Raw genomic sequence first — 26085 nt, 5'->3', positions numbered from 1 at the left:
TAAAAAGTTTAAGGTAACCAGAAGGAAAACTCTCTGATTGCCATAGTTGCATTAACATCTCCACATAGTTTTCTGGATACAATCTCTAATATCAAAATATTAATCCATTTAACTCTGTTTTCACTGCCCTCCAATGTTGAAGATTTTTAATATTTTTTTGTTGTTTCTATTTCTCTATTATTTATAACTATTAGCCTTCCTACAAATATTCATAAAACCAAACTATACTCTCCTCCATCATATTGGTGGTGACAAAATGATTTAGATTTGGATATTCTAAGAATTTTATTCTATCTCTATAGTTATACATAGGTTTAATTTTATTGTAAAAAATACGCTGACTTTCGATAGGAACTACATTGTCACTATTCCCATGTAATATAAGGATTGGCCTGTCTATTAATAGGTTTAAATTATTTTGAGGATTCAGTTTGCTAATTTTTTCTTCTATCTCCTTTAATTCATAAGTTTCTGATATTTCATAGGATTCCTTAAATCTTTTATTAAAGTTTTCCCATCCACAAGAGCCATTAAATACTACTAAGGCTTTTATATTAGGGTTATGAGTAAATATTCCTGCTGCAGTAAATCCACCCATGGAATTCCCTATAACTCCAATCCTATTTGGATCAGCCTTATATTTTAATATTAACCCTTCTATGATACTCTGGGATTCTTCTATGTTATTTAATATGGTGTTCCAAAAAAATCTTGTAGCATCATCTATATCATAGTTTTGGAGGGGGCTTCTTGCTCCATGATAGATTGCATCAGGAATTAATACCTGATAGCCTACTGACGATAATATAAATCCTCTCATCCTCTGGAACTCCTTATTTGAGCTCCAGCCATGGTACAGAATTATTGTAGGTAATAGCTCTCCTGCCCCTTTGGGTCTAAATAAAATAGCCGGAATTTTTCCTATGGTAATTTTGTCTTCAATTATATGATTGGATTTTAAATGAGTCATAATACTAAACTTCCTTTCAATATGTTTTAAGGCGATTATTATTTTTATATTACCATATTTATGGTATTATAAAAATAGAAAATAAAAGGAGCTGATAGAATGAAATTTGTTTCCTATATATATAAGGGTAATCAAGGTTATGGAATAGTAAGTAAAGATAATACGAAAGTAATTCCAATGGATATTTTACTCAAAAAAATTGGAAAAGATCTGCCTGAGAATTTTTTGGAATTCATTCGCACCTATTCTGATAGTTTAATTCCCAATCTCCAGGAGGTAATAAATCATAATGGAAACGGTACAATATCTTTAGACAATGTAAAAATTACTGCTCCAATACCATATCCAAGAAGGAATGTTTTTTGCCTAGGAAAAAACTATGCTGACCATGCCTTGGAGGTTAAAAGCCTACCTGGTGGTAAAGCAGCTATTCCAGACCATCCAATTTACTTTACAAAAGTTGCCGATCCTGTTATAGGCCATATGGACAAGGTCTTGATTCCTAAGGATTATACTGAAAAGATTGATTATGAAGTGGAATTGGCTATTATAATCGGTAAAGACGGTAAGGATATTTCTCCTGAAGACGTGGAAAGCCATATATTTGGATATACTATTGGAAATGATATTTCTGCCAGAGATGTCCAAACTAAACATGTTCAGTGGTTTAAAGGAAAAAGCCTAGATACATTTACTCCCATGGGACCATGGATAGTACATAAATCGGAAATAGAATTTCCAGTTGAATTAGATATTAGATGTAAGGTAAATAATGAAATAAGGCAAAACTCTAATACTAAGAATTTAATCTTTGATATACCTTATATTATCTCAGACCTATCTAAAGGTCTTACTCTAAGGGCAGGTGATATAATATTAACAGGGACTCCAGCAGGGGTAGGTATAGGGTTTAGTCCACATAAATATTTAAAATCCGGAGATGTGGTAGAATGTTTTATTGAGAAGATTGGCACTTTAGTTAATGTCATAGAATAGTTTTTATACTTTTATCGTCTTAGATAAGCTTTGGAGATGTCATAACATCTCCTCTGCCTAATATTTTAAATAAAGTATTCATCTTTGCTTAGGCTTTTGTTGCGTTATCCTTCCCCATGTTTAGAATTTTAGACCTGTTTTGCAAAGTTCTTTTGGTTTTTACTTAAGGCTAGTCTCTTACTATATTTTTATTTAATAAAAATTGCTTTATACCTTTATATATCATTTTTATTTGTTCATGCAAAGATTTGCTATAAGTTAAGATTTCTTTCTACATATTCCTGTTTAACTCTCCTATTATTCTTAGTCTTGTTTTTAAATATGAAATTTAAGATTCTTAAATATTAGTGGTCGTAAACGTTTCTCATAACCTTTTGGAGTCCATTTAAATTATTTCTATTTATTTATTATAAAATCAGACATTTTAGTTTCTTCCCACTCAACACCTACTGGTGAAATATTAGAGTATAGCTTTATTATATCATTTTCATCAATAACAACTTTTAGCTCAAAATTCATTTCTTTTGGCTCTAAATATTCATCGTACATCTGCTGATAATTATGATTATCCTTTTCCTTTGCATCCTTAATGTATCCAACTGTGTCTGGATCCTTGTCATAATTTTTATAAATTATCCTATAGTTAAAAATGGCTTCAATCCGTTCATTCATAATTTCTTCCCCATAATTTGTTATTTCAAAATCTAATAATTCATAGTATGGGGAAAAAGTATTCTTCGACTCATCTTCCATATATGAACTTATTTTACTATATATCTTGTTGCTAGATACTTCTTCTATATTTATTTTACTAAAATATTCTACAAATCCATGCTCTAAATCTATTACTATAATATAATTTCCATCCTTATCTCCATAGGTTTCATGTTTATTTTTCTCATATAGACTTGGATATAAATCTGGTATTTTGGTCGCTTCTACATTTTCATCAATATACTTCTTTATAAAATTATTAGCTAGTTTTAAAGCCTCAGGTTGATTCAATTTATTTTCCTTGAAATCGTATCCATAACTCTTTAGATGATATCTAGTTAATCTTCCATTGCTATCAAAATCTGATTCTGTCTTAATTAGTACCTCTTCTTCATTATTCATAACTCTCATATATAAGAAACTGGTATTAGATATTGGTTTCTTGTAGGTGAAAACTTCATCCCTATCAAAAATATCCTCCGATACAAAATTATCCAATATATCGTATAGTACTTCTATTTCTTTCTTATAATTGTCTTTATTATCTTCTACAAAAGAATCCTTATCAATCTTTCTAAAAGATTGTATAGTTTCTTGGCCTTCATTGAAGATCTTTTTGTATGAATCTACGGTCTCTGGATAGAATTGAAAGTCCCTTCCAAATATAACTTCAATATACTTTCCGTCCTCATAATTAAGTACATAATCCCCATCATAAGGTAGAGTGGCCACTGTTGGATAGTCACTACATCTTATTTCAAATACTGGACCAAAGTTCTCAACCCCATCTGCTTTAAATCTATTAGCAGACTTTTTATCATAAACATATAAAGTTCCATCTATTGTTTTAATTATTGTTTCTTCCTTCCATGAATTAGGGAAGTTTAAAGTATATTTATGTTCATCATTATAATATAAAAATGTATCTTCAATTTTAGCTTCACCACCAAATTTGCCAACTGAGACTATTTCATTCTTTCCGTCCCAGATAACCTCTTCACCTAAATTCTTTGCTATAAACCCAATAGGTACAAATATATTTTCATCTTTAATAAAAGGTATTACATCTAGCTCTACTTCTTTGCCGTCTACCTTTGCCTTAGTAGACCCTATCGGTATTTCCATATTTATAGTATCACTCTTTATACTTACTTTTTTAGATTCCTCTAGATAGTTTACATTAACTCCTAATTCTTCAGAAATAGAACTAATAGGTACTAAGGTTCTACCATTTTCTAATATTGGAATAACATCATACAAAACTTTACCATTTATGAACACCTTAATTGAGCTACCTTCAGCCATTACTGGCATAGCAAAAAGTATTATAGCCAAAAATACAAGTATTAGGCACCTACTCAGTTTTTTCATAATTACCCTCCATTAATTAACATCCCATTTGTAAACTTAAATGAAAATCTACCGAAATCTTTGCTATTTTAACTTTTCTACGATAAAATCTTTATCTAAGAAAAATGCTTGTTTTTTATCCTCGTCTACTATGTCTTCAAATCCTAATTGATAAACCCTTGGATTAGTGTTAGATTTTACAGTTAGTAACTTATTTTTTGAATCATAAGAACAAATATACCTAGTATAAGTAGTGTGATTGTATTTTTTGTTTCTAACAAATCCATTTGGCATAGTCATTGCAGCCATTATATTATAAGAATATGAAAGTGCTTCTTTATAATTATTAGGTTTAATATGCATTTTAGTTAAATAAAAAGCTTTAATAAACCTAGAAATAGGATCATAGCCTCCTGGTAAATTTTTAACAGAATTAAAGTCTTCAAGATTATCTAAATCTAGAAGTTGATTCAGTCTTCTAACATGAGATTTAAATCCCGGTGAATTGGTCATTACATCATATGGATTTTCATAATATATCAATTTCCCTCTTCTAGGTTCAATAATAATGCATCTTTTAGTTGAATCAGCAAACATAAAATGAAAATCTGGTGATATTACATTTTCTCCCCTCCTATCTTTAGTAGATATATAAACATTTGGCAAATCCTCAATCAATTCCTCTACAGATTTGTAGTTTGTAAGTGCATAGGTCAAGTAATTCAAACTAGAAATATTAGTCTTCTCTGGTTTCACTTGATTAGCATAAAGATTAAACCCTGAAAAGGCATTGGTAACCCCTATTAATCCATGTTTATTTATGCCGTCTTTCAATGGATCTCGATTTTCAAAACATATCCCTAATATCTTATATTTTGAATACAATGGATTACCCATTAAATCATCACAAAAATTATAATTTTTTGGTAAATAGATTGCATTATAGTTTAGAGGAACTTCATAATCCATTGTTCTTCCCATAACACAACCATCTTCATAATTTATTTTTATAGCTGTACACATATTATCCCTCTTATTATCATAGTAAATATTTTTGAAAAACTGTTTTAATAAAATTTTATAATAAGCTTTCAGTATTTGCAACTTAATTTATCTATATTATGATAAGTGATTCCATTTTTTATAAGTTTATTATTACACAAAAATTAATTATCTTTTCGCTTTCCTATAAGCTTTCCTATAAAAATTAATTGCAATCAAGAATAAACAATAAATTGGAATCATAACCAATAAAATTGCAAAGAAATCACGTTGTGCCGAGTATGAAGAAGTTGTAAATCCTTTAATACAAAAATGTCCAATAATATAGGATATGGGTAATAACAAAAACTTTTCCAATACAAATTTCCTTTTGTCTTCCTTACGATATCTAAAAAGTAAAATCCCAAAGAAAATTGCCAGTAATATAGCTAACAAAAAATAATATGCAAGAACTAATCTGGGCAAAGTAACTACACCACCACCTTTGAGTAAATCTTTTCCATGAATCAAAATATCCTCTGTTCCATCAGTAGAATAATAGTATACTGCTACAACATCCTCCTCATCTGGATTCAATATTATATTTTGTGCATTATTCTTAAAAATATATTGGCTCCAAATAGTGTTCCAAGTAGTTAAATGATAGACATAACCCTCCTTATTCCTTGCCACATATCGGTTAATATCATATCCAGTTACTTCATCATCAAATTCAATAATAACTTTACCGTCCTCATATTCAGTTAAATATATAATATCACTAGAATAAGGCAGATATTTTGGAGTTGTAAGATAGGCCATACAGATTATTACAATTATCAAAACTAATACAACAGTTAAAGCAATTATTTGAATTCGCTCCTGAAAAAGCTTCCTTTCTATCCTTTTAAATGGCTCTACATTAGTGTCCATTGGAATTTCCTTAGGGTTTTGAATGGCTTCCAATTGGTTTTTACATTCTATACATGTATTAAGATGTTCTTCTACAAGAATTCGAGTATCATCACTTACAAGCCCTTCTTCATATAAAGGCAATAAATCTTCAATTACATCACATGTAATTTTCATAAATAAACCTCCATTTCTTCTTGAATTTTCTTTCTAGCCCGGTGATAAGTGACACATGCCCAATTATCAGTTTTTCCAAACAAAGATCCTATTTGTTTGAAACTTAATTCGCTAAAGACACGTAGTGAAAACACTTCTTTATATGGATTCTTAAGTTTATGTAAAATTTCATGAACTTTCATTGAATTCTCTTTAGAAATAATTAAATGATCAATATTAAATTCAGTTACATTCTTTAATTCCTTATCTGTAAAGGTAAACTTTTTATTTTTTCGTAAATATGAAAAATAGCAGTGCTTTGCAATTTGACATAGCCACACTCTAATATCACAAGTTCCTCTAAAAGTATCAATAGACTCAATTGCTTTGATAAAAGCTTCAGAAGTAATATCTTCAGCTATATGCCTATTTTTTGATAAACTTAATATATAAAGATATACATCCTCAAAATAAGTTCTATATAATTTCTCTAGTTCGGTCACTTTTTCACCTCCTATGTATAGGACGCAGAAACTCTAATTATCTTACAATCATTTTTAAAAATTGTATTTTTTCTTTAATTATATGGTAAATTCAACCCAAAATCCATTACACTAAGCTGCTCTTTCAAAATAAGAAAGAAAATAAAAAAGAAAATAAAAAAGGATGAAATTTCATCCTTTATATAATCTACTTTATATAATCTATTATTCTATTTCATCTACAACTATCTCATCAGAATTTAAGATATTTATCCTACTATTCCCTTCCCCATAGGCTAATTCTCCTTTAATATTTAAAAAATCTTCATTATTATTTTCTATAATATTCCACTTAGCATTTCCCCTTAGTGCTTCCCGATTATCTACAGTGGCAGTTATTTTTACATCCGTAGCCTTTTTTAATCTAATCTTAGTCCTGTTCACATTATCTATAACCCAATCTTTATTAATATTATTTACTATTAACTGTAAATCATTACCTCCGTTGATTTCAACCTCCCTATTTTCTGGTATTATTAAGCTAAAATCACGGGGATAAACATTATTAATTCCATTGCCGTGAATATATCTATCTACAAATGAAATATATAAAGTATCCCCAGACCTATTGGTTTTAATATATTCATTCCTTAACAGTTCCTTTGCCTTATCTTCACTATCTGCTGTAATATCTAAGGAACCGGCTAATAATATTTTATTATCTTTTTCAGTTCTAAGGGTTAAATTAGAATAATTAGGAGGATTTATAATTATTTTTTTAATATCTTCATTTATCTGAATTTCCTCATTAGGTATTTTATAACTAAAGGTCTGAGCCCATACCATAGAGTTGATTTTATCCATCATGCCAGTTTCAATAAGCCCATAGATTGCTAGGTTTACACCAACTATTACTAATACAATGAATATGCTAAATATATCGTATTTAATCTTTATGTCTTCCTCTTTATATCTATAACTATACCAAAGTATTTCTCCACCAATTAAAAACAGTATAGCAGGCCAAAATTTCATTCCCAATTCAACTGCTGACACTTTGCTTATTTGAGAGATGAATATTAAAATTCCAAAGGCAATTAAAACAAGAGCCATGGAAATAGTTCCTACTCGTCTTTTTTGCATATTTCTTCATCCTCCTCTTCTTCTCCCTTACTTTTAGCTAATAGTTTAATGCCACCAGCAATAAATATGATAGATATTATTGAAGTTTGGATATAGTTCCTTATTTCATGAGGAATTAAAGGGTATAATATACGTTCTATAACTATCAATATTCCTATTGTAATAAGTCCCCACCCTATCCATTGGGATTTAATATTGGGTAAAACAAACTCATCCTCTTTTTTAATGCCATCATCTTCACTAAAAGAATGTAATGCATCAAAGAAACTATAGAACCATATTAAAGGTAGCACAAACAAGAATAAGGATAAACCTAACCAGCCCATAAAGAATATGGTAAAGAAGAAGGCTCCCATTATTGCCAATCCCTTTTTCTGATAACCTAGATACATATGACCTGCACCAGGGATAACAGATAGAGCCATTGTAATGGTTTTTTTATTGGATTGTTTTAATTCATCTATGCCTTTGTTTTCCACTTCTTTTTCTTCACCTTCGTACTGAGATAGGACAAATCTTTTTCTTATGGAAAAAGCATCTAACAATGCTATAAGCCATATGACAGGTAAAGCAAACATTAATAATATGAAAAAATTATCATTATACGTAATGAATGACAAACCTGTTACACCTACTATTGCCCCAAAAAATACCATTAAAAATATTACAGCCCTATCAGCAAAACCTAAATAAAAATGGGATAATCCAGGTATAAAGGATAATAGAAAAGTTATAAATCTACTTTTTTCTTTCATCTCAATTCCTCCCTACTTTTAGATATTTCAAAACTATTGATGAAACTAGATGTTTTACTTACTATTTTTCCAGATACATCAGCTACTACATTAGGTGCATTAATATTATGTCTTTCTACAGTTGATTTTCCAATTTGAGGAACCATGTCTACTAATCCACTATAAAATCCTCCTAAAGTCAAGACTACAGCTACAGAAGCCACTGCTGCATAATATACGAACATATCTTTAAACCTAGTATTAGATTTTTTCACTTTAGTTTTTGGTTTATATCGTAAATTTTCAATATTAGCCATTAAATCAGCCGTAAAGTTTTCCGAAATGGAATCTCCTGCTTTATCTACTTCTTGTTTATCTATGAGGGAAAGGAAAATCTCCATACATCTATCACATCTATATAAATGTTCTTCCATTTCAATTTGTTTTTCATCTGAAAGAATCTTTTCTTTATAGAAAATCCATTCTATATCATCATAATGTTTCATCATCTTCCTCCCTCCATTTCTCTCTTAATAGATTACGCCCCCGATAAAGCCTTGAGGCTATAGTCTTTACGGTAGTCCCTTCTTCCTTTGCAATTTCTTCATAGGATTTTTCTTCAAAATAAAATTTGATAATCACATCCTCATAAATATTAGGTATTCTTTTACAAACCCTATGGATTTTTTCCCGACTCTCTTTTTCTACTAGTATATCCTCTGGTGTTTTATAATGATATAGGCTTTCTCCATCTATTACCATCTCTGCATTTTCCATTACCTGTTCATTGAATTTAGCTTTCTTTTTTCTTTTCCAATCTATGGATTTATTTGCAGCAATTCTGCCAATCCATCCTTTAAAATTATCAAATTTATATTCTGGAAGGGAAATATAGATTTGAAGAAAGACTTCTTGGGCTATATTTTCAGCTTCATTATGATCTTTAATAAAGTTTAATATAATAGCAAATATATATCCTTTGTATTTGCCTACTATTTTTTCAAATGCATTATTATTACCAGATAGAGTCTCTTCTATCAGATCTTTATCTAAATCCATATCTCCCCTCCTTTCCTACCTACTAATATAAACGAAACAAAAAATAGAAGTACTGCAAAAAAACTATAATGTTTTTAAAAATTTAAAAGGGATTAGATTTAGATTTATGGGATAGTTTCATTTAAATTATACACTCCACTTATTTTCAGTATTCTATCCCTTTTCTAGCTTCCACACCATGGTTATAATAGTGTTTAACCTCCTTCATTTCTGTTACTATATCAGCTAATTCAATAATATTTTTCTCCGCATATCTACCAGTTATTATTACTTCCACATGAGGAGCCCTTTCCTTTAATATTTTTATAACTTCATCTGAGGTAAACAGTTTAAAATATATGGCTATATTTAATTCATCTAATACTACTATATCGTATTTTCCTTCTTTCAATATTTTTCTACACTCTTCTAGCCCTTCTTTTGCCAGTTTAATATCCTCATCCGTTGGCTCATTATATATAAAACAATCCCTCCCAAATTGTTCTATTTGAAGATTAGGTAAATATTCAACACTTTTTAATTCATTATAATCCATACCTTTAATAAATTGTCCAAAAAATACTTTCTTCCCTGCACAAATAGCTCTAATAGATAATCCTAAAGCTGCTGTAGTTTTCCCTTTCCCATTTCCTGTATATACATGAATATAACCTTTGTTCACTTATATCCCTCCTCTTTAAATCAGTTGCTTTTCGAGATATTTCTCTACTAATGTAAACGCAGCAAAACATAAAAGTTCTGCAAAAAACTAATAAATTTGATAAGATGATTCCATTCTACTATATCTTCTTAATCGCCCTTCATAGATTAGATTTAACTCTTTACACTTCCTAAAATCCCTAGGAGATACAAGGACTGGTGGTTTATCAAATAGATCTATTCCACTATTATTTAATAAAGTAGCTACAAATTGAGAACAAAAATAATTATTTTTTCTTTCTATTGGAAAATTGAATATTACACCAAATAATCCTAATAGATTATAACTATACTTGTCCCCATTTTTCTTAAACTTATATAGTTGGTTTTTTAATTTCCTATATTGAACATCATCTATATTATAAGAGTACAGTGCACATCTTGTCTCTGGAAACCTTGAATAAGTTCCCTTTATTATGTCTTCTTTTACAAATCCAGCTAATATGGGATTGTAAGGATTTAGTCTGCCAAAACTATATAATTCCTTAAGGTTAGTATCCAACGCAATAGAAACATGGGTATAAGGTTCTTTTGTATATATATTAATACATTTTGATAATAAAGAGCCACTATGAGTAAGTAAAATATATATTATATGATTTTTTGTCATTTTAATCCACCTCTAATGTCATAATGTTTTTTCATAACTACTAATTATAACGGAATGGCAAATAAAAGTACTGCATAAATACAAAAATATTATATAAAATTAAAAAGGAATAGATTTGGGTTTTATGTCCTTAATCTATCCCTTTACTCCAATATAATCCATTTAGCATGAAATCCCATTTCCCACTTGATTATTATACCAATCTTATCATTGGATAGCTTTACAAAAACGATGTTGTTTTTAAATCTGATTTTAATAGTATTCTTTAGTATCCTTCGGTAATCCCTTTTTTCCTAATCTATATTCTACTATATCCTTTATTATAGAATAAACAAATACGAATAAAGGTACACCAATTACGAGCCCAACAAATCCAAATATCTTTCCTGCTACAAGTAACGAAAAAAGTATCCAAAAAGCTGATATACCTAGTGAATCTCCTAGTATTTTAGGTCCAATAATATTTCCATCAATCTGTTGTATTATTAATATTATGATTAAAAACCAAAGGGCCTTAATAGGTGAAACAAATAATATTATAAAGAAGGAAGGTATAGCTCCAATAAAAGGACCAAAAAAAGGAATAATATTAGTTATTCCAACTATAAAGGATACCAGAGTTGCATAAGGCATTTTAACAATACTTAATGTTATAAATGTCAATATCCCAATAATAAGAGAATCCAATATTTTACCGCTTAAAAATCTTCCAAATATACTATCACTTCTCCGTGCTAATTCCATTGCCCTATTTGCATTTTTCTCGGAAAAAATAGAGACAGTAATTTTTTTACTTAAAGCTTTAAACTTCTCCTTATCTAATAATAAATAAATGGAAACAATAACCCCGAGTACTATGTTCCAGATACTAGAAAGAATATTTTTTGTTAAATTACCTATTTTGGGTATTAGGTCTGTAGCAAATCTTAATATATAATCTACAAATTCATTCCACTTTCCTAATATAATTTCGTAGTACTCTTCCTGGATTTGAAATTCACTAGTAAAATCATTGATCTTTTTAGTTACAGCCATAAAGTAATCTGGAATATCATTTACCAATCCAATAACCGATGACAATAATTGGGGTAATACAAAATTTAGAAAAAGGTATAATACTAGAAATACAGTAAAATAAGTTAATATAATTCCTATTATTCTTTTTAACTTTCTACTCTTAATTTTAGAAAAAATATTATCTAATAAACATTCTTCATAAAATTCAAGTATAAAGTTAAATATATAAGCCATCACAAAACCTATAATAATTGGTTGTAATGTATTTATGTATTTACTAACTTGAATTTTAAATAAATTTACTTCTGACGCTATTAAGTAAAATATCGTACTTAAAACTGCTACAATTAGTGAATATACTGCAATTGTAGTGTATTTAGTATTCCAATTAACTTTCATAATATCACCTCTTATATTTTATAAACTTATGGATGGTATGAACATTAGCCTATATCATTATACTACCAAAAATAATTAGCAATAACTACTGTTTAATTACATATTTTATACCATTAAAAAACTTTTAACCCTTAACTAAATTTTTAGATTAAATAGTAGATTATATGAGCTAATCTATAATGGTAATTTAGTCTATTAATCATGGCAGTATTTTGACAAATTTTCTAATATTAAAAACCGTGCAAACATTTTCAAAATATGATAAAATATAATTCAATAAACCAATTATTTTTAAGGAGGAATGTATCAATGATTGTCGGAGTACCAAAGGAGATAAAGGAACAAGAAAACAGGGTAGCTCTTACACCTGCTGGCGTAGATTCTCTAGTGAGAGCTGGGCATAAAGTTATAGTGGAAACTAACGCAGGAATGGGAGCAGGTTTTTCTGATGAGGAATATTCTGCATTAGGAGCAGAAATCCTACCTGAAGCTTCTAAAGTATGGGAACAAGCAGATATGATAATGAAGGTTAAAGAACCTCTAAAATCAGAATACAAATATTTTAGAAAAGATCTTATCATATTTACTTATCTACACCTAGCTGCTGAAGAAGAATTAACTAAGGCTTTAGTAGAATCAGGAACTATTGCTATCGCTTATGAAACAGTTCAAAACCCAGATAGATCTCTTCCACTACTTACTCCTATGAGTGAAGTTGCTGGTCGAATGGCAGTTCAACAAGGATCTGTTTACTTAGAAAAAACTCGAGGTGGAAAAGGCCTATTAATAGATGGTGTTCCAGGAGTACCTCCTGCTCATGTAGTTGTTGTAGGTGCAGGTATTGTAGGTACTGGTGCTATTAGAAGAGCAATTGGTCTTGGTGCCAGAGTTACAGTGCTTGATATAAATGTGGACAGACTTCGTTATTTAGGTGAAGTTTTCATGGGAAGATTAGAAACCTTGTATTCCAATAATTATAACTTAACTCAAGCCGTTAAAACTGCCGACTTAGTAGTAGGAGCAGTTTTAATTCCAGGAGCTAAAGCCCCAAAATTGGTTACTGAGGAAATGGTAAAACTAATGGAACCAGGTAGTGTGCTAGTAGACGTAGCTATTGACCAAGGTGGATGTATGGAAACTACACATCCAACAACCCATGCTGATCCTATATTTATGAAACATGATGTAGTTCATTATGCTGTTGCAAATATCCCTGGGGCAGTTCCAAGAACTTCAACATTAGCTTTAACAAATGTTACTCTTCCTTATGCAGTTAGAATAGCTAATAAGGGATGGAAACAAGCACTTATTGATGAAGGGCCATTAAGAAAAGGTGCCAATGTATTAGAAGGAAAAATCGTTTATAAATCAGTAGCAGATGCATTTGATATGCCTTATACACCTGTAGAAGAAGTATTAGGTATGTAGAATAAAGGAATAAAACCCATCTTAGAAATTTCTAAGATGGGTTTTACATAATTAGTGAAACATTAATTATCTCCCTTTTCTGCTTTAATCAGTGAAATAAAACAATATATATTAGATAACTTAAAATAGTACAAGTGGTAGTGGTAGTACGAATTTTTCATTGATTCCCATCAATTAAAAAGTAAAAAATCCATAAACCGATTCGTTAGGTTTTAGGTTGCTTATTTTAAATTTCTAATGGTATTTACATTAATTTCTTTTTATAATAACTATTGGCTAAATATATAGCAACTAGCGGATTATGTCCAGTAACTCGATCCTTTACTGCCAAAGTAGTCATAGGGGCCTTTAGATACTTCATTACAAGTGTATCATGTCCCACACATAAACCTAAAATTATATTGAAATCAGTGTTTTGTTCATTAAGCAATAAGGCTTGTCCTATAGGATTGCACATTATTTCATCACATTCACCTGGAATTTTACTTTCATTATCAATTCCTACATATGTTTTATCTATACCTCCATTTTTACATAGAACAGATATAGCATCAAAACCGTGATGCCTTAAAATATCTGCAAAACATTTAGCTTCATTTATTAATCCAATACAGAAAACTAGCCCTATTCTTTTATATTCACATTTCTTTGCAAAGGATATGATTTCTTCCACCCTTGTCTTTGCTCCATAACCTTCTGCTTCTACTAAAGCAGCATTATGAGCAATTTTGTAATTTTCTTCTTCTAAATACAATTTCTTTGCTTCTTCTTGAACATTTTTTTCTTTGCTAGGGCAATTAGGTAAAGTTTTTTCTAAATTACCTTCAGAGCAACCTCTTAAGACACAATTTGCACAACTATACATATTATCACTCCATTTTAATATCATTTATATCTATGGATTTACAACCTTATTGTTAACAACCTCCTCCTCTAGCATCATCAGTATATCATTTGACATTTTTGCATATTCCACATCAGCTCGATTTCTTGGCCTTGCCATTTCTACATTTATAATTTCTTTGATTTTTCCTGGTCTTTTAGACATTACCATAATCTTATCTGCTAAATATATAGCTTCATCTACGCTATGAGTAATAAACAATATGGTCTTCCTGTTTTTCTCCCATATATGAAGTAGTTCCCTTTGCATTAATATACGTGTATGAGCATCTAATGCACCAAAAGGTTCATCCATCAATATCACTTTTGGATCATTCGCTAAAGCTCTTGCTATAGCAACCCTCTGTTGCATGCCACCAGATAACTCAAAAGGATAAGCGTTGCGAAATTCCTCCATATCTATCATTTCTAAATATCTTTGTGCTACCTCTTTTTTAACCTTTTTTGACTTCTTTTTAAATTCTAACCCTAATGTAATATTATCTTCTACAGTTTTCCAAGGCAGTAGGGAATATTGTTGGAAAACCATACCAATATCTCCACACGTTCCCTTCAACTCTTCTCCATTATAAAAAACCTTTCCCGTGGTAGCAGTTTCCAATCCAGCAATAATACGTAAAAGAGTAGATTTCCCACAACCAGATGGCCCTACAATACATACAAAATCATTTTCATATATATTAATTGTTGTTTTATCCAATGCATGAACAATATTACCTTTTTCAGATCTGAATTCCTTACTCAGATTTTCTGCTCGTAAACATATTTTCATAATATCCATATACTATTCTCCTAGCATTCTTTTAAAAATTTTCAATTTGTAGGCCTTACTATTGATCTGTTTCTGTACCACTTCCCCATACAAATTTGTTTCGTTCTATAAATCGAATACTATAATCTAATAGTGAACCTATCATTCCAATACTAATCATACCAGCCATAACTATGTCTATTTTGGCCAATTCATAGGCATGGGTAATCAAATATCCTAATCCTGATATACTCCCTGGTAACATCTCTGCAGATACAAGGCTAGTCCAAGCACTGCCTAATCCCGTTCGCATGCCATTTAAAATAGTTGGTGCAGCTCCTGGGAGTAATATTTTGAAAAAAATATCCGCTTCACTTGCGCCTAAAACTCTAGCTGACTCTATCAAAGTTTTTGGCACCTGTGTAATCCCATGTATAGCACTAGTTACAATAGGATAAAAAGCTCCAAGAAAAATAATGAAAGTCATAGATATTTTAAAATTATGAAGATATATATACCACATACCTTGCTTAAGGCCTAAAACAGTAGCTATACTGCCTACACCAAACCAAGCTAATACTAAAGGAACCCAAGCCACTGGTGGAATAGGTCTAAACAAGGATAATATTGGATTAATTATTTGATCCGCAGTTTTCTTATATCCCATTAATATACCAATAGGAAGACCAATTAATAAGGCAATTATATACCCAATCATAACCCGGATTAGACTAATTATAATATTTACTATTAAAGACCCTAAACCAATCATATTCTCAGTAGGTGTAAGGAAATGTCCTAGTACTGAGCTTAGCTTAGGCAATATTAATTGATTATCTATATGTTTAGCACCATAACCCCACAATATTAAAATAACTACTGGTCCTATCATAGTTTTAACTGCATTTAATATATTCTTTTTCAATTATATCTCCCCATTTTTACAAGAAAAAATTCTACGCATAAAATGCTAGAACTTTTCCTATCATTATATTTAGTTGTTTATATACTTAAAATTATAAAATTCATCCTCAATATCTTCTAACTTTCCACCTTTTAGATCCCCATCAAACTTCTCTAATTCATCTAGCAAATCGAAATATATACCTACACCTTCTTTCCATTTGTCTGAAACCTGCGTAGTGAATACAATACTAGCTGCATCAACAGCTTCTTTCGAAACCCCTATAATTTCAGATAATATCATTGAGGCTTCATCTCTGTTACTATTAATCCACTCTGCACTATATGTAAACAAATCTACTAAAGCTTCAAATACTTCTGGATACTCTGATATTACATCGGCTCTGCCTGCAAAAACACAGCAAGGAAAATCATACCATTGACCTTCAGGTGGAAATTCATTTAACTTTAAAGCTATAGAACCTATGCCTTCAGCCTCTGCCGCCTCAGGATAATGGGATGGTGCTACCCATGCATCTACCTGGTCCCCGGAAAAAGCTGGTAGTAAGTTTTTTGCTCCTTTTAAATCGACCAATAGAACATCTGCATCAAAATCATTTGGATTTTCTGTAACTTTTATATCTGCTTGTTTTAGAGCTGTTTCAAGCACAATTCTAGGTGCCGATACAGGTGAATGGTATCCAATTCTTACAGGTGTCTCGGAATCTAAGATATATTGAGATACTTCCTCCCAGTTATTTAATTCAGTTCCATGTGGGAATACTAATCCAATCCCATCCACGTGAACTGGGCACAGCACTTCTACATCTGTACCTTGATCCTTTGCCGATAACATCCCTGTTACAGAATTAAGAGCACAATCAAGCCGCTTTTGTCCTAACATTACAGCAGACTCTGAACTTCCTTTTGTAACTATAGTATTAATTAATGCTAATTTTTCTCCTTCTTTATAAAGTTCATATTGTTCTTTTTCAATGATTGGCTTCAGCCAAATCCCTGAATCTTTAAATTCTTCGCCCCGAGCAGATGCTACTAACATAACACTAGCATGAAGATCAAAATCCCAAGCCATATTTATAACAGGCACTTCTTCAATAGTATCATCTTTATTGTCATCAATAATATTTTCTTCATTGGAAGTATTAAGCTCCTCAGTTTCCTGTTTTGTACACCCACCCAAAATACTTAATACCAAAGTGAAAACAAGTAAAATAGAAATTACTCTTTTATTCATTACATTATGCCTCCTTAATTAATAGTATTTTATAGGTTGTCCATGACTCCATAAACTTGTATAAATTTGATTACTATACATTGAAATCGCAATTTTTCTTTTGTAATATATGTAAAATATTAAATTATCAGTTACAAAATATCCTAATAAATGAAAATCTAAACCAATTTCATATAAATATTTAACACTTTATAATATTTCTACTGTTTTAATAAACTCTATAAAATAAAAACACTTTCTAAAATGACCCTCCACGGTTTATATTATAGTCTTTTAGAAGAATAATCAAATTGAAAATATCTATAGTTAAACAAGTATCAATCAAATTTTATTATAAAAAATTTGATTGAATATTGTTAAATCAGTTCTATGCGTAAAGTTCACTTTATATCCCTTTGCCCCTTGGTGAAAAAGATCATAACCTAATAAATAAGTTCATACCCTTTTCTACTATTTCAATTTAATATTCCTTTTTATTTTTAAACATTCTACAGCTTGAGAAAAATTATCCCAGTCTATATCATATTTTTTACGTCTTAGAATGCATACCTTTAGTATTACCATTAGATTAATACCCTCTAGGTCCTTTAATAAAAGGTTTTGGATACAATACTCTATTCATGTGAATTGTTTGACTGGCTCTTTTTATGCTCATATAGCCTTAAAATCAATTTCTAGCTGCATTGACTTTGGAAAAGCTATCCTTAAAATATTTCGTAGATTTAATTTTATAATAATCTTGATTGCACTTTTTACAATTTATTAAATATTTTATTATAACATTTATGGAGGAGTTATCTACCGTATATGCAACACTGGTTCAGTTTCACTTAGATCTAATAAGCACTATCAGTTTGGCAGCCTGGCAGACATTAAAACCCATCTTAGAAATTTCTAAGATGGGTTTTATATAATTACAGTGGTATTTATTATTGCAAAAGCTAACAATATTCCCGCTAATACTGATAAAACTAAATTCTCTTTTATATAGGACAAAATTCCTGCCATGCCTATGCCTGCTATAGTCGCAATTTTCATTCCGTTCCCTGCTGTCATAATACCCCTAATTATTAATATACTCAATGAAGTATAGGGTATATAGCTCAAAAATTTCTTTACACTCTTATTTATTTTGCCATCATTCAATGCAATGAAAGGAATTAGTCTAGGCAAATAAGTAACTACCGTCATTCCTAATATCAATAAAAAATAGTTTTTCAATTTTCTCTCTCCTCGTTGTTTTCATTAAAGAATTGTACTCCTAAAATAGAAGATACAATTATCCCCAAAATTATATCCCAACCTGAGGTAAATATATTGGAATAAAATATCAATATATATATTAATGCAGATATTATAGATAAAAATAAAATATTTCTTGATTTTTTTATTTCTGGAAATAATAAGGATGCAAACATGGCATATAGTCCAATACTTAAACTAGTTTGTAAAGAAACGGGTAATATCTCTCCTACTGCATATCCAACCATAGTTCCTAAAGCCCAGGAACAGTAGGCTAATACATTTATAGCAAATACAAAAGGTAAGGTAATTTTTTCTTTATTAAAAGAAATTACTGAAAAGGTTTCATCGGTAATTCCAAAGGCCAAAACCGGCAAATACTTCTTAGGGATACCCTTAAATTCTACTGCTAAAGATGCTGACATCATCATATGTCTAAGATTTAATAAAAATGTTGCAAGAATTATATTGGCTGCTGTTACTCCTGCGCTCATCAAATCCAAGGCCATAAATTGGCTAGCTCCAGCATAAACCATCATTGACAATAGGCTTGTATCCATAAATGAAATAGAAGTATTCTTAGATAATAATCCAAATGCCATTGCTATTGGAAAATAACCTATAACTATGGGTAACCCTATTATTATAGCTTCTTTAATCTTATCTTTAGTATTTTTAGCACTTTCCATAACCATCGCCCTTCTCTACTTTAATTTAGTGAAAATTACTAATATTAGAAGGTGTTTTCACCCAACTGGATGTTTTAGTATCGAATTTTCCAGGTTTTTGCAGCTTTCGGTATTGTTTTTCCGTCAAAATCTCAATACCCATGGCAGCAGCCATATCAATAGCGTTATTTTCAGGTTTATGTTTTTTCCTTGATTCTAATGCTTCACGATCGTAGCAAACACTTCTGCGACCTTTAGGACTTTCTGGTGAACAATCATAAAAAATGTATTCATCAGTTATTTTATCATAGCCAACAACATCCGGTTCTCCACCGGTTTTACCATCTCGTTGAGGGACCACAGTTTCCCAATATTAGCTTCTAGTTTAGCTTGTACTTTAGTCCATTCAAGATCTTTATGGTAGTTCATCTTTTTCTCAAAACGAGTTTTTAATGTTCTGAGTAGCTCTTCGCGTTCTTCTGGTAACAATTCTTTTTTGTTGCTGGTTTTATTTTTCTTTATCATATTATTTACTCCTTTACTGTTTTACTCACAATTGTAAGAATGACAGCCTTCTCCATCAAACTTTGAAACAGATACTAGATCTTTTATATTTACTTTTATGAAATATTTTCCCTTATTTCTCCTTAATAACTACATTGTCATCATAGCTAATCCAATCACTATAGCCACCTGGGTACAGTTTTGGACTAAGTCCAATCTCATCCATAAATAAAACATTTACCGTACCCGTTATACCAGAACCACAATAAACAATTATTTCATCATACCTTTTTAAAGGTTCAAAATAATCTTTTAATTCTTCCATAGACATCATTTTCCCGCCAGCTACTAAGTTCATCCAAGGGAAATTCAAAGCATTAGGAATATGTCCTGGTATTTTATCTAGTGGTTCCTCTTGTCCTGAATATCTTTCATAGGCTCTAGAGTCAACTATAGCAATTTTATCTGAACTAGTAGCTGCCTTAACATAATCCATATCCACTACCATAGACTTATCGATGTTTAAACTCAACGAATCAGACTCTTTAGGCTTTATTATTTCTTCTGTTACTTTTAGGCCGCTATTAAGCCAACCTTTCATACCTTGTTCAAGTATAAATACATTGTCTTTCCCAAAGTATTTAAGAAGCCACCATAGTCTACCTGCCATGGCATAATCTCCATCATCGTATATTGTTATTATGGAATTATCCTTTATACCTAGCTTTTTCATAGCTTCAGCAAAATCTTCCATATCAGGTAGTGGATGTCTACCTCCATAGGTTCCTAATTTTCCAGTCATGGTTTTCTTAAGGGAAACAAATTGGGCACCTTTTATATGGTATTTTTGATATTCCTTAAAACCATATTCAGGATCGTTTAACCCTCCTCTAGCATCTAAAATCACCAAATTATCTTTTGACAAATTGTTCAATAACCATTCTTGAGAAACAAAATTTTTCATATCATCACCTTATATCATATTAGAATGTGTTCTACTATTTTTATACCCATTTTCCCTCGACTTACTGTCCTATTATGAAATAGTTTCTATTTCTGATTCACCTATAACTTTAACTCCATTTTCAACCAACACTTCTGCAGTAACTCCATTGCCATCTATCACTTTGCCAGAGAATGTTCCATCATAGATTTTTCCATAACCACAGGAAGGGCTTCTTTCTTTAAGAATTGCTAGTTTACAATTATAAAATTTAGCAAGTTTTAAAACTTCCTCAGCCCCTCTTTTATAATTTTCACTTACATCTTCACCATTTTTCGTAATTACCCTATCCCCTATTATTTCTGCTGGTTCTCGTGGAATTTTTAATCCTCCAAATATTTCTGGACATACAGGGACTAAGTGGTATTTATCTTTCAAAGCATTGGCCCTTTTTATAAACATACCTTTTCCATCATATCTACAATTTACTCCTAATAAACATGCACTAATTAGAACATTCATGTTCTTTTGCCTCCTCTCCAATATATGATCATTTTTCTATTTATCTATTTATCGCTATTCATCTTATTTTCGTATACAAATATTGCAATAATCATCGCAATAGCTGCATGAACAAATGGAAATATAATGAAATTAATATTACAAGGGCTATTAACCTATTTCTTTAGGATTATGATTTGTTTTTTCTAACTTTAATTTTTATCCATTAAAAATGTAATTAAAGGTTTTATAGTGGTTCTATCAATAAAATCAACCTTTCCACCATATGTAGCCAACAATTCCTTATCTTCATTGGATAATTCATTAGCATCTTTTTTAGAAAGCATAGTTTTAAGCATTGCCATCATAGATTTATGTACAATTCCTAATTTTTTATAATCAATTCCACCTCTTAAATGGAAAAATTTAATACTCTCCCTCAGTTCTTCTGATGGAAAGTTTTTTTCTATAATGGGAGTAAAGATTTCTTTATTTTCAGTGCCAGCTAGTCCTACTGTAAAAACTATTATTCTTTTGTCTTTTAAAATATTATAGTTTTTGGTTATAATAGACACTCCAGCAATTCTACTTGCATATAGGCCACCGCCATAAATAATTGTATCATATTCCATTAATTTATTAATATCCATCTGGGAACACTCATATAAATCTGCCTTTGCATCTTCAGCTATCCATTGGGCATATTTTTTAGTACTACCATATCTGGATTTATACACAACAGCTATTTTATCCATTCATTCTACCCCCTGCCTTTTATTGACCTAAAGCATTTTCTACCGCTTTAAGTATTACTTTACTGCTAACCGTTGCTCCTGATACTAAATCTACATTTAATTTCTGCTTTTCAATTATTTCTTCGATAATTGCTTCAGCTTTTTCTCCAAAACCATTTTGGTGTTCTAAAATTTTAATATCATATATTTCATTATTCTTAACAACAACTTCTACTTCTACCTTTACAGGCGAGAGAATATATTCTCCTGTATATGATCCATCTTGTATACTAGATAAATCCACAGAAGAAACAATCATCTGATTAGCCTCCTTAACAATATTACTGCTTATAATTTGCCATCCTACCCCTATAATCCCAATAAGTGCAAATATAATCATTGGGATTAAAAACTTCTTACCCATATAACTCCTCCTACTGATAATTTTTTTACTAATCAAATTATTAAAAAAAGGCAGGTATTTTAAATATTGCCTGCCTTATTGATATTTTTATTTTACTACTTTGATATTATATTTTCAAGATTCTATTTGGAATTTTATAGTTATTATATTTTCTTATTCCAATATAATTGACTTAATTTCATAACAATAATCATAAAAAGCATCATACCAATTATATAAGCATTTAATTTTTCATTCTGCTTAATTGTAGTAACAATATAGCATATTGCTAAAATGAATATCATAATATTGTGAGTAACATAAGCAGCTTTATGTTTAATCATTATAAGCCTTTCATCTTTCTCTTTCAATTTACATTCCATTTTCATCCTCCTCATAAATAAAAATATCTTATGTACTCATTTCAAAAAAACGGGCTATTTTAAATGCTAGGAGAATTGAAGGATTATATCTACCATTTTCCAGAGAGCCAATATTTAATAAATAATATAAGAAATTAAAACCTCTGAGTTTCCTCAGAGGTTTTAATTAAAATTACATCATTGGCATTCCGCCGCCCATTCCGCCGCCACCCATGCCGGCCATTGGGTCTTCTTCTTCCACATCTACTACAGCAGCTTCTGTTGTTAATACCATTGAAGCAACGGAAGCAGCATTTTGTAGAGCTGAACGAGTTACTTTAGTTGGATCTGCTATTCCTAATTCTATCATATTTACATATTTTTCATTTAATGCATCAAATCCAACTCCTGCTTCTTTTTCTTTAACTTTCTCCACTATAACTGAACCTTCAAGTCCTGCATTTGCAGCAATTTGTCTTACTGGTTCTTCTAATGCTCTAACTATGATGCTTACACCAGTTTTTTCGTCTCCCTCAGTTTCATCTAATAATTTAGCTACGGCTGGGATACAATCTACTAATACAGTTCCACCACCAGGTACCATACCTTCTTCTACTGCCGCTCTTGTTGCAGCTAAAGCATCTTCTATTCTTAATTTTCTTTCCTTAAGCTCAGTTTCAGTAGCAGCACCTACTTCGATAACTGCAACTCCACCTGATAATTTAGCTAATCTTTCTTGTAATTTTTCCTTATCGAATTCGGAGTCAGTTTCTTCAAGTTGAGTTCTAATTTGTTTTATTCTGTCTTGGATATCGGATTGAGAACCTTCTCCATCAACGATTACCGTGTTTTCTTTATCAACTTGAACTCTTCTAGCTTTACCAAGCATATCGATTGTAGCTTCTTTTAAGTCTAAGCCTAATTCTTCAGCAATTACTTGACCACCAGTAAGTATTGCTATATCCTGAAGCATTTCTTTTCTTCTATCGCCAAATCCTGGAGCTTTAACAGCTACACAGTTAAAGGTTCCTCTTAGTTTATTTACTACTAATGTAGCTAATGCTTCTCCTTCTATGTCTTCAGCAATGATTAATAATGGTTTACTTTGTTGTACTATTTGTTCTAATATTGGTAATATATCTTGTATATTGGATATCTTCTTATCGGTTATTAAAATATATGGTTCTTCCATTTCTGCTACCATTTTATCTGTATCTGTTACCATATAAGGAGATACATATCCTCTATCAAATTGCATACCTTCTACTACGTCTAAAGTAGTCCCCATAGTTCTGGATTCTTCAACGGTAATAACTCCATCATTACCTACCTTTTCCATAGCTTCTGCTATTAATTCCCCTATTTCTTCGTCTCCAGCAGAAATAGAGGCAACTTGTGCAATGGATTCTTTTGTTTCTACTTCTTTTGAAAATCTTCTAATTTCTTCTACAGTTTTATCAACTGCTTTTCTAAGTCCATTTTGAAGTATTATTGGATTAGCACCAGCTGCAACATTTTTTAAACCTTCTCTTATTATAGCTTGTGCAAGTAACGTAGCGGTTGTAGTTCCGTCTCCTGCCACATCTTGAGTTTTAGTTGCAACTTCTTTAACTAGTTGTGCTCCCATATTTTCATATCTATCCTCTAATTCTATTTCTCTTGCTATAGTAACACCATCGTTAGTGATAAGTGGGGCACCAAATTTTTTATCTAATACAACATTTCTTCCCTTTGGTCCAAGAGTTACCTTTACAGTATCAGCTAATTGATTTATTCCTTTTTCCATAGAACGACGAGCAGCTTCGTCAAATTTAATTTCCTTAGCCATTATATTCACACTCCTTTTTTTATTCAGTTCACAATTTACAGTTCACAAATCATAATTATTCGAACCTAGCTTTTAGATTTTAAATCCTTCACTGACGCTCAGGATGACAATTTTAATTGACTCACCAATTGTATTCAATTGTGCACTGTACTTTGTGCAATGTTTAAACTATTCTACTACTGCTAAAATATCGTTTAATTTGAGTATTGTATATTCTTCTCCATCTATTTTTACTTCTGTTCCTGCATATTTAGAAAATATTACCCTATCATTTACTTTAATTTGATCCTTTTTCTTCTCATCATTAAGTATGTCTGCTCCTATAGCAACCACTTCAGCCATTTGTGGTTGTTCCTTAGCAGAGCTTGGCAGAACAATACCTGACTTAGTCTTCTCCTCTGCCTCAACTAATTTAATTACTACTCTGTCTCCTAATGGTTTAAGGTTCATATTACTACCTCCTTATATTTTAATGATTTTTCCCATTTTATTAGCACTCATCGTTGTTGAGTGCTAATATGTACAGTTATAATGTTACTTAATAAAAAAAAGAGAATCAAGTCCTAAATTTCCTTAAATTTCATTAATAATCCTGTTTTTTCTAATTATTTGTAGTTTTTCTCTTTTTTTTATTGAATATCACCTAAACCCTTCCCCCTAATCCTTTTTTATTCAAAACACCTTTAAAAAGCAAAAATAGAGACTAAAACATAGTATATCAATGGAATAAAAATAGCTGGTAGCATATTTCCCACTTTTATTTTTTTCAATTCCAATATATTTATTCCTATGGCCATAATGAGAATTCCACCAACTGCAGACATTTCAAGTATTACTTCCGGTGTTAAAAATTCTTTTAAATATGTAGCCAATATGGTAACCAAACCTTGATATATGAAAACTGCCATAGCAGAAAAGGCCACTCCAATTCCTAATGTAGAGGCAAATATTATGGAGGAGATACCATCAAGTATAGATTTAGCAAAAAGGGTGTTATGATCGCCTAACAGTCCACTTTCTAAAGAACCTACTATAGCCATAGCTCCTACACAATAAACTAATGACGCCGTTACAAATCCCTTGGAAAAATTGGAATCTCCTTTACCAAACCTTTTTTCCATTTTATCTCCTAAACTATTGAGTTTCTTTTCAATGCCTATAGTTTCCCCAATAATACTGCCTAAAACAACACTAATAATCACCAAAATAGTGTTTTCAGATTTTATTGCTCCCATTATTCCAATAATTATAACGGAAAGCCCTACCCCATCCATAACGGTTTTTTTATACTCATCTTTTATGCCTTGTTTTATAATTATTCCAATTATGCTTCCTAAAATTATTGCAGTAGAATTGACTAAAGTTCCTAACATATACTCCCCCACCTTTATCATAAGTAAAATTTTATATATAGATAAAGAATACACTATTTAGCAGA

At 30.7% G+C, this 26085-nt stretch carries 28 protein-coding genes and 1 pseudogene; 2 read left to right on the top strand and 27 right to left on the bottom strand.

Features of this window, described 5'->3' with window-relative positions; all coding sequences use genetic code 11:
• Window positions 1–199: 199 nt before the first annotated feature.
• Entirely contained in the window at window positions 200–970 is a 771-nt protein-coding gene (locus CUL_RS0106640) for a YqiA/YcfP family alpha/beta fold hydrolase (protein WP_005583567.1), read from the bottom strand.
• A 99-nt stretch (window positions 971–1069) separates the two neighbouring features.
• On the opposite strand from CUL_RS0106640, the gene CUL_RS0106635 reads away from it, so the two are divergent.
• A complete protein-coding gene (locus CUL_RS0106635) occupies window positions 1070–1966 on the top strand; it encodes a fumarylacetoacetate hydrolase family protein (RefSeq protein ID WP_025640879.1) in 897 nt (298 codons plus the stop codon).
• Between the two features lie 396 nt (window positions 1967–2362).
• Here CUL_RS0106635 and CUL_RS17955 read toward each other — a convergent pair whose 3' ends face one another.
• The 11 genes from CUL_RS17955 to CUL_RS0106575 all read right to left on the bottom strand — a co-directional run bounded on the left by CUL_RS17955 (window position 2363) and on the right by CUL_RS0106575 (window position 12222).
• Window positions 2363–4051: a stalk domain-containing protein gene (locus tag CUL_RS17955; protein ID WP_005582787.1), complete on the bottom strand. Its 1689-nt coding sequence runs from the start codon at window positions 4049–4051 to the stop codon at window positions 2363–2365.
• 63 nt (window positions 4052–4114) lie between these two features.
• A complete protein-coding gene (locus CUL_RS0106620) occupies window positions 4115–5053 on the bottom strand; it encodes a linear amide C-N hydrolase (RefSeq protein WP_025640878.1) in 939 nt (312 codons plus the stop codon).
• Window positions 5054–5200: 147 nt separating this feature from the next.
• Complete coding sequence (locus CUL_RS0106615; protein ID WP_025640877.1) at window positions 5201–6100, bottom strand: anti-sigma factor family protein; 900 nt, start codon at window positions 6098–6100, stop codon at window positions 5201–5203.
• Window positions 6097–6582, bottom strand: a complete 486-nt coding sequence (locus CUL_RS0106610; protein ID WP_025640876.1) for an RNA polymerase sigma factor — start codon at window positions 6580–6582, stop codon at window positions 6097–6099. The genes CUL_RS0106615 and CUL_RS0106610 overlap by 4 nt, the downstream gene beginning before the upstream one ends.
• Before the next feature lie 204 nt (window positions 6583–6786).
• Window positions 6787–7704, bottom strand: a complete 918-nt coding sequence (locus CUL_RS0106605; protein WP_005582792.1) for a hypothetical protein — start codon at window positions 7702–7704, stop codon at window positions 6787–6789.
• Window positions 7686–8459 carry a hypothetical protein gene (locus tag CUL_RS0106600; RefSeq protein WP_005582793.1) on the bottom strand — a complete coding sequence of 258 codons (774 nt, stop codon included), beginning with the start codon at window positions 8457–8459 and terminating at the stop codon, window positions 7686–7688. The genes CUL_RS0106605 and CUL_RS0106600 overlap by 19 nt, the downstream gene beginning before the upstream one ends.
• Entirely contained in the window at window positions 8456–8944 is a 489-nt protein-coding gene (locus CUL_RS0106595) for a hypothetical protein (protein WP_025640875.1), read from the bottom strand. Before CUL_RS0106595 ends, CUL_RS0106600 begins: the two co-directional genes overlap by 4 nt.
• Window positions 8931–9497: an RNA polymerase sigma factor gene (locus CUL_RS0106590; RefSeq protein WP_025640874.1), complete on the bottom strand. Its 567-nt coding sequence runs from the start codon at window positions 9495–9497 to the stop codon at window positions 8931–8933. Before CUL_RS0106590 ends, CUL_RS0106595 begins: the two co-directional genes overlap by 14 nt.
• A 145-nt stretch (window positions 9498–9642) precedes the next feature.
• A complete protein-coding gene (gene cobO, locus CUL_RS0106585; protein WP_005582796.1) occupies window positions 9643–10158 on the bottom strand; it encodes a cob(I)yrinic acid a,c-diamide adenosyltransferase in 516 nt (171 codons plus the stop codon).
• An 87-nt stretch (window positions 10159–10245) separates the two neighbouring features.
• Window positions 10246–10806, bottom strand: coding sequence for a hypothetical protein (locus tag CUL_RS0106580; protein ID WP_025640873.1), 561 nt, complete (start codon window positions 10804–10806; stop codon window positions 10246–10248).
• A 252-nt stretch (window positions 10807–11058) separates the two neighbouring features.
• Window positions 11059–12222 carry an AI-2E family transporter gene (locus CUL_RS0106575; RefSeq protein ID WP_005582798.1) on the bottom strand — a complete coding sequence of 388 codons (1164 nt, stop codon included), beginning with the start codon at window positions 12220–12222 and terminating at the stop codon, window positions 11059–11061.
• A gap of 309 nt (window positions 12223–12531) precedes the next feature.
• On the opposite strand from CUL_RS0106575, the gene ald reads away from it, so the two are divergent.
• Window positions 12532–13650 (top strand): alanine dehydrogenase, encoded by a 1119-nt coding sequence (ald, locus tag CUL_RS0106570; protein ID WP_005582799.1) that lies wholly within the window; start codon window positions 12532–12534, stop codon window positions 13648–13650.
• 244 nt (window positions 13651–13894) lie between these two features.
• On the opposite strand, the gene CUL_RS0106565 is transcribed toward ald, so the two are convergent.
• The 15 genes and pseudogenes from CUL_RS0106565 to CUL_RS0106495 form a co-directional block, all read right to left on the bottom strand.
• A complete protein-coding gene (locus tag CUL_RS0106565; RefSeq protein WP_005582800.1) occupies window positions 13895–14515 on the bottom strand; it encodes a DUF1847 domain-containing protein in 621 nt (206 codons plus the stop codon).
• Window positions 14516–14545: 30 nt separating this feature from the next.
• Window positions 14546–15334, bottom strand: coding sequence for an ABC transporter ATP-binding protein (locus tag CUL_RS0106560; RefSeq protein WP_035142836.1), 789 nt, complete (start codon window positions 15332–15334; stop codon window positions 14546–14548).
• A 49-nt stretch (window positions 15335–15383) separates the two neighbouring features.
• Entirely contained in the window at window positions 15384–16229 is an 846-nt protein-coding gene (locus CUL_RS0106555) for an ABC transporter permease (RefSeq protein WP_005582802.1), read from the bottom strand.
• A gap of 69 nt (window positions 16230–16298) precedes the next feature.
• Complete coding sequence (locus CUL_RS0106550; protein ID WP_005582803.1) at window positions 16299–17462, bottom strand: ABC transporter substrate-binding protein; 1164 nt, start codon at window positions 17460–17462, stop codon at window positions 16299–16301.
• A 906-nt stretch (window positions 17463–18368) separates the two neighbouring features.
• The gene (locus tag CUL_RS0106545; RefSeq protein WP_005584446.1) at window positions 18369–18683 is read right to left on the bottom strand and encodes an AzlD domain-containing protein; all 315 of its coding nucleotides are present in this window, start codon (window positions 18681–18683) and stop codon (window positions 18369–18371) included.
• Window positions 18680–19393 (bottom strand): AzlC family ABC transporter permease, encoded by a 714-nt coding sequence (locus tag CUL_RS0106540; protein WP_025640871.1) that lies wholly within the window; start codon window positions 19391–19393, stop codon window positions 18680–18682. The genes CUL_RS0106545 and CUL_RS0106540 overlap by 4 nt, the downstream gene beginning before the upstream one ends.
• Before the next feature lie 25 nt (window positions 19394–19418).
• Window positions 19419–19801, bottom strand: a pseudogene (locus CUL_RS16830) (DUF4256 domain-containing protein).
• Window positions 19802–20009: 208 nt separating this feature from the next.
• Entirely contained in the window at window positions 20010–20840 is an 831-nt protein-coding gene (locus tag CUL_RS0106530; protein WP_005584450.1) for a sulfurtransferase, read from the bottom strand.
• Window positions 20841–20912: 72 nt separating this feature from the next.
• Window positions 20913–21341, bottom strand: a complete 429-nt coding sequence (locus CUL_RS0106525) for a 2-thiouracil desulfurase family protein (RefSeq protein WP_005584451.1) — start codon at window positions 21339–21341, stop codon at window positions 20913–20915.
• Between the two features lie 191 nt (window positions 21342–21532).
• Complete coding sequence (locus tag CUL_RS0106520; RefSeq protein ID WP_025640869.1) at window positions 21533–22075, bottom strand: flavodoxin domain-containing protein; 543 nt, start codon at window positions 22073–22075, stop codon at window positions 21533–21535.
• Window positions 22076–22094: 19 nt separating this feature from the next.
• Window positions 22095–22478 (bottom strand): FMN-binding protein, encoded by a 384-nt coding sequence (locus CUL_RS0106515; protein ID WP_005584453.1) that lies wholly within the window; start codon window positions 22476–22478, stop codon window positions 22095–22097.
• Between the two features lie 143 nt (window positions 22479–22621).
• The gene (locus CUL_RS0106510; RefSeq protein ID WP_005584454.1) at window positions 22622–22840 is read right to left on the bottom strand and encodes a DUF2178 domain-containing protein; all 219 of its coding nucleotides are present in this window, start codon (window positions 22838–22840) and stop codon (window positions 22622–22624) included.
• A gap of 172 nt (window positions 22841–23012) precedes the next feature.
• Window positions 23013–24647 carry a chaperonin GroEL gene (groL, locus tag CUL_RS0106505; RefSeq protein WP_005584456.1) on the bottom strand — a complete coding sequence of 545 codons (1635 nt, stop codon included), beginning with the start codon at window positions 24645–24647 and terminating at the stop codon, window positions 23013–23015.
• A gap of 168 nt (window positions 24648–24815) precedes the next feature.
• On the bottom strand, window positions 24816–25097 hold the full coding sequence (locus CUL_RS0106500) for a co-chaperone GroES (RefSeq protein WP_005584457.1): 282 nt from the start codon (window positions 25095–25097) through the stop codon (window positions 24816–24818).
• 233 nt (window positions 25098–25330) lie between these two features.
• Window positions 25331–26020: a DUF554 domain-containing protein gene (locus CUL_RS0106495; protein ID WP_005584458.1), complete on the bottom strand. Its 690-nt coding sequence runs from the start codon at window positions 26018–26020 to the stop codon at window positions 25331–25333.
• Window positions 26021–26085 lie beyond the last annotated feature (65 nt).

The sequence above is a fragment of the [Clostridium] ultunense DSM 10521 genome, assembly GCF_000511955.1.
GTDB lineage: Bacteria > Bacillota > Clostridia > Tissierellales > Tepidimicrobiaceae > Schnuerera > Schnuerera ultunensis.
Note: the sequence above shows the minus strand (reverse complement) of the source record. Positions and strands in the feature narration are given on the sequence as shown.

Bases quoted from the DNA above. Each gene is read 5' to 3' on its own strand.
- CUL_RS0106640 (WP_005583567.1), bottom strand. From the start codon at position 970: ATGACTCATTTAAAATCCAATCATATAATTGAAGACAAAATTACCATA.
- CUL_RS0106635 (WP_025640879.1), top strand. From the start codon at position 1,070: ATGAAATTTGTTTCCTATATATATAAGGGTAATCAAGGTTATGGAATA.
- CUL_RS17955 (WP_005582787.1), bottom strand. From the start codon at position 4,051: ATGAAAAAACTGAGTAGGTGCCTAATACTTGTATTTTTGGCTATAATA.
- CUL_RS0106620 (WP_025640878.1), bottom strand. From the start codon at position 5,053: ATGTGTACAGCTATAAAAATAAATTATGAAGATGGTTGTGTTATGGGA.
- CUL_RS0106615 (WP_025640877.1), bottom strand. From the start codon at position 6,100: ATGAAAATTACATGTGATGTAATTGAAGATTTATTGCCTTTATATGAA.
- CUL_RS0106605 (WP_005582792.1), bottom strand. From the start codon at position 7,704: ATGCAAAAAAGACGAGTAGGAACTATTTCCATGGCTCTTGTTTTAATT.
- CUL_RS0106600 (WP_005582793.1), bottom strand. From the start codon at position 8,459: ATGAAAGAAAAAAGTAGATTTATAACTTTTCTATTATCCTTTATACCT.
- CUL_RS0106595 (WP_025640875.1), bottom strand. From the start codon at position 8,944: ATGAAACATTATGATGATATAGAATGGATTTTCTATAAAGAAAAGATT.
- CUL_RS0106590 (WP_025640874.1), bottom strand. From the start codon at position 9,497: ATGGATTTAGATAAAGATCTGATAGAAGAGACTCTATCTGGTAATAAT.
- CUL_RS0106580 (WP_025640873.1), bottom strand. From the start codon at position 10,806: ATGACAAAAAATCATATAATATATATTTTACTTACTCATAGTGGCTCT.
- CUL_RS0106575 (WP_005582798.1), bottom strand. From the start codon at position 12,222: ATGAAAGTTAATTGGAATACTAAATACACTACAATTGCAGTATATTCA.
- ald (WP_005582799.1), top strand. From the start codon at position 12,532: ATGATTGTCGGAGTACCAAAGGAGATAAAGGAACAAGAAAACAGGGTA.
- CUL_RS0106565 (WP_005582800.1), bottom strand. From the start codon at position 14,515: ATGTATAGTTGTGCAAATTGTGTCTTAAGAGGTTGCTCTGAAGGTAAT.
- CUL_RS0106560 (WP_035142836.1), bottom strand. From the start codon at position 15,334: ATGGATATTATGAAAATATGTTTACGAGCAGAAAATCTGAGTAAGGAA.
- CUL_RS0106550 (WP_005582803.1), bottom strand. From the start codon at position 17,462: ATGAATAAAAGAGTAATTTCTATTTTACTTGTTTTCACTTTGGTATTA.
- CUL_RS0106540 (WP_025640871.1), bottom strand. From the start codon at position 19,393: ATGGAAAGTGCTAAAAATACTAAAGATAAGATTAAAGAAGCTATAATA.
- CUL_RS0106530 (WP_005584450.1), bottom strand. From the start codon at position 20,840: ATGAAAAATTTTGTTTCTCAAGAATGGTTATTGAACAATTTGTCAAAA.
- CUL_RS0106525 (WP_005584451.1), bottom strand. From the start codon at position 21,341: ATGAATGTTCTAATTAGTGCATGTTTATTAGGAGTAAATTGTAGATAT.
- CUL_RS0106520 (WP_025640869.1), bottom strand. From the start codon at position 22,075: ATGGATAAAATAGCTGTTGTGTATAAATCCAGATATGGTAGTACTAAA.
- CUL_RS0106515 (WP_005584453.1), bottom strand. From the start codon at position 22,478: ATGGGTAAGAAGTTTTTAATCCCAATGATTATATTTGCACTTATTGGG.
- CUL_RS0106510 (WP_005584454.1), bottom strand. From the start codon at position 22,840: ATGGAATGTAAATTGAAAGAGAAAGATGAAAGGCTTATAATGATTAAA.
- groL (WP_005584456.1), bottom strand. From the start codon at position 24,647: ATGGCTAAGGAAATTAAATTTGACGAAGCTGCTCGTCGTTCTATGGAA.
- CUL_RS0106500 (WP_005584457.1), bottom strand. From the start codon at position 25,097: ATGAACCTTAAACCATTAGGAGACAGAGTAGTAATTAAATTAGTTGAG.
- CUL_RS0106495 (WP_005584458.1), bottom strand. From the start codon at position 26,020: ATGTTAGGAACTTTAGTCAATTCTACTGCAATAATTTTAGGAAGCATA.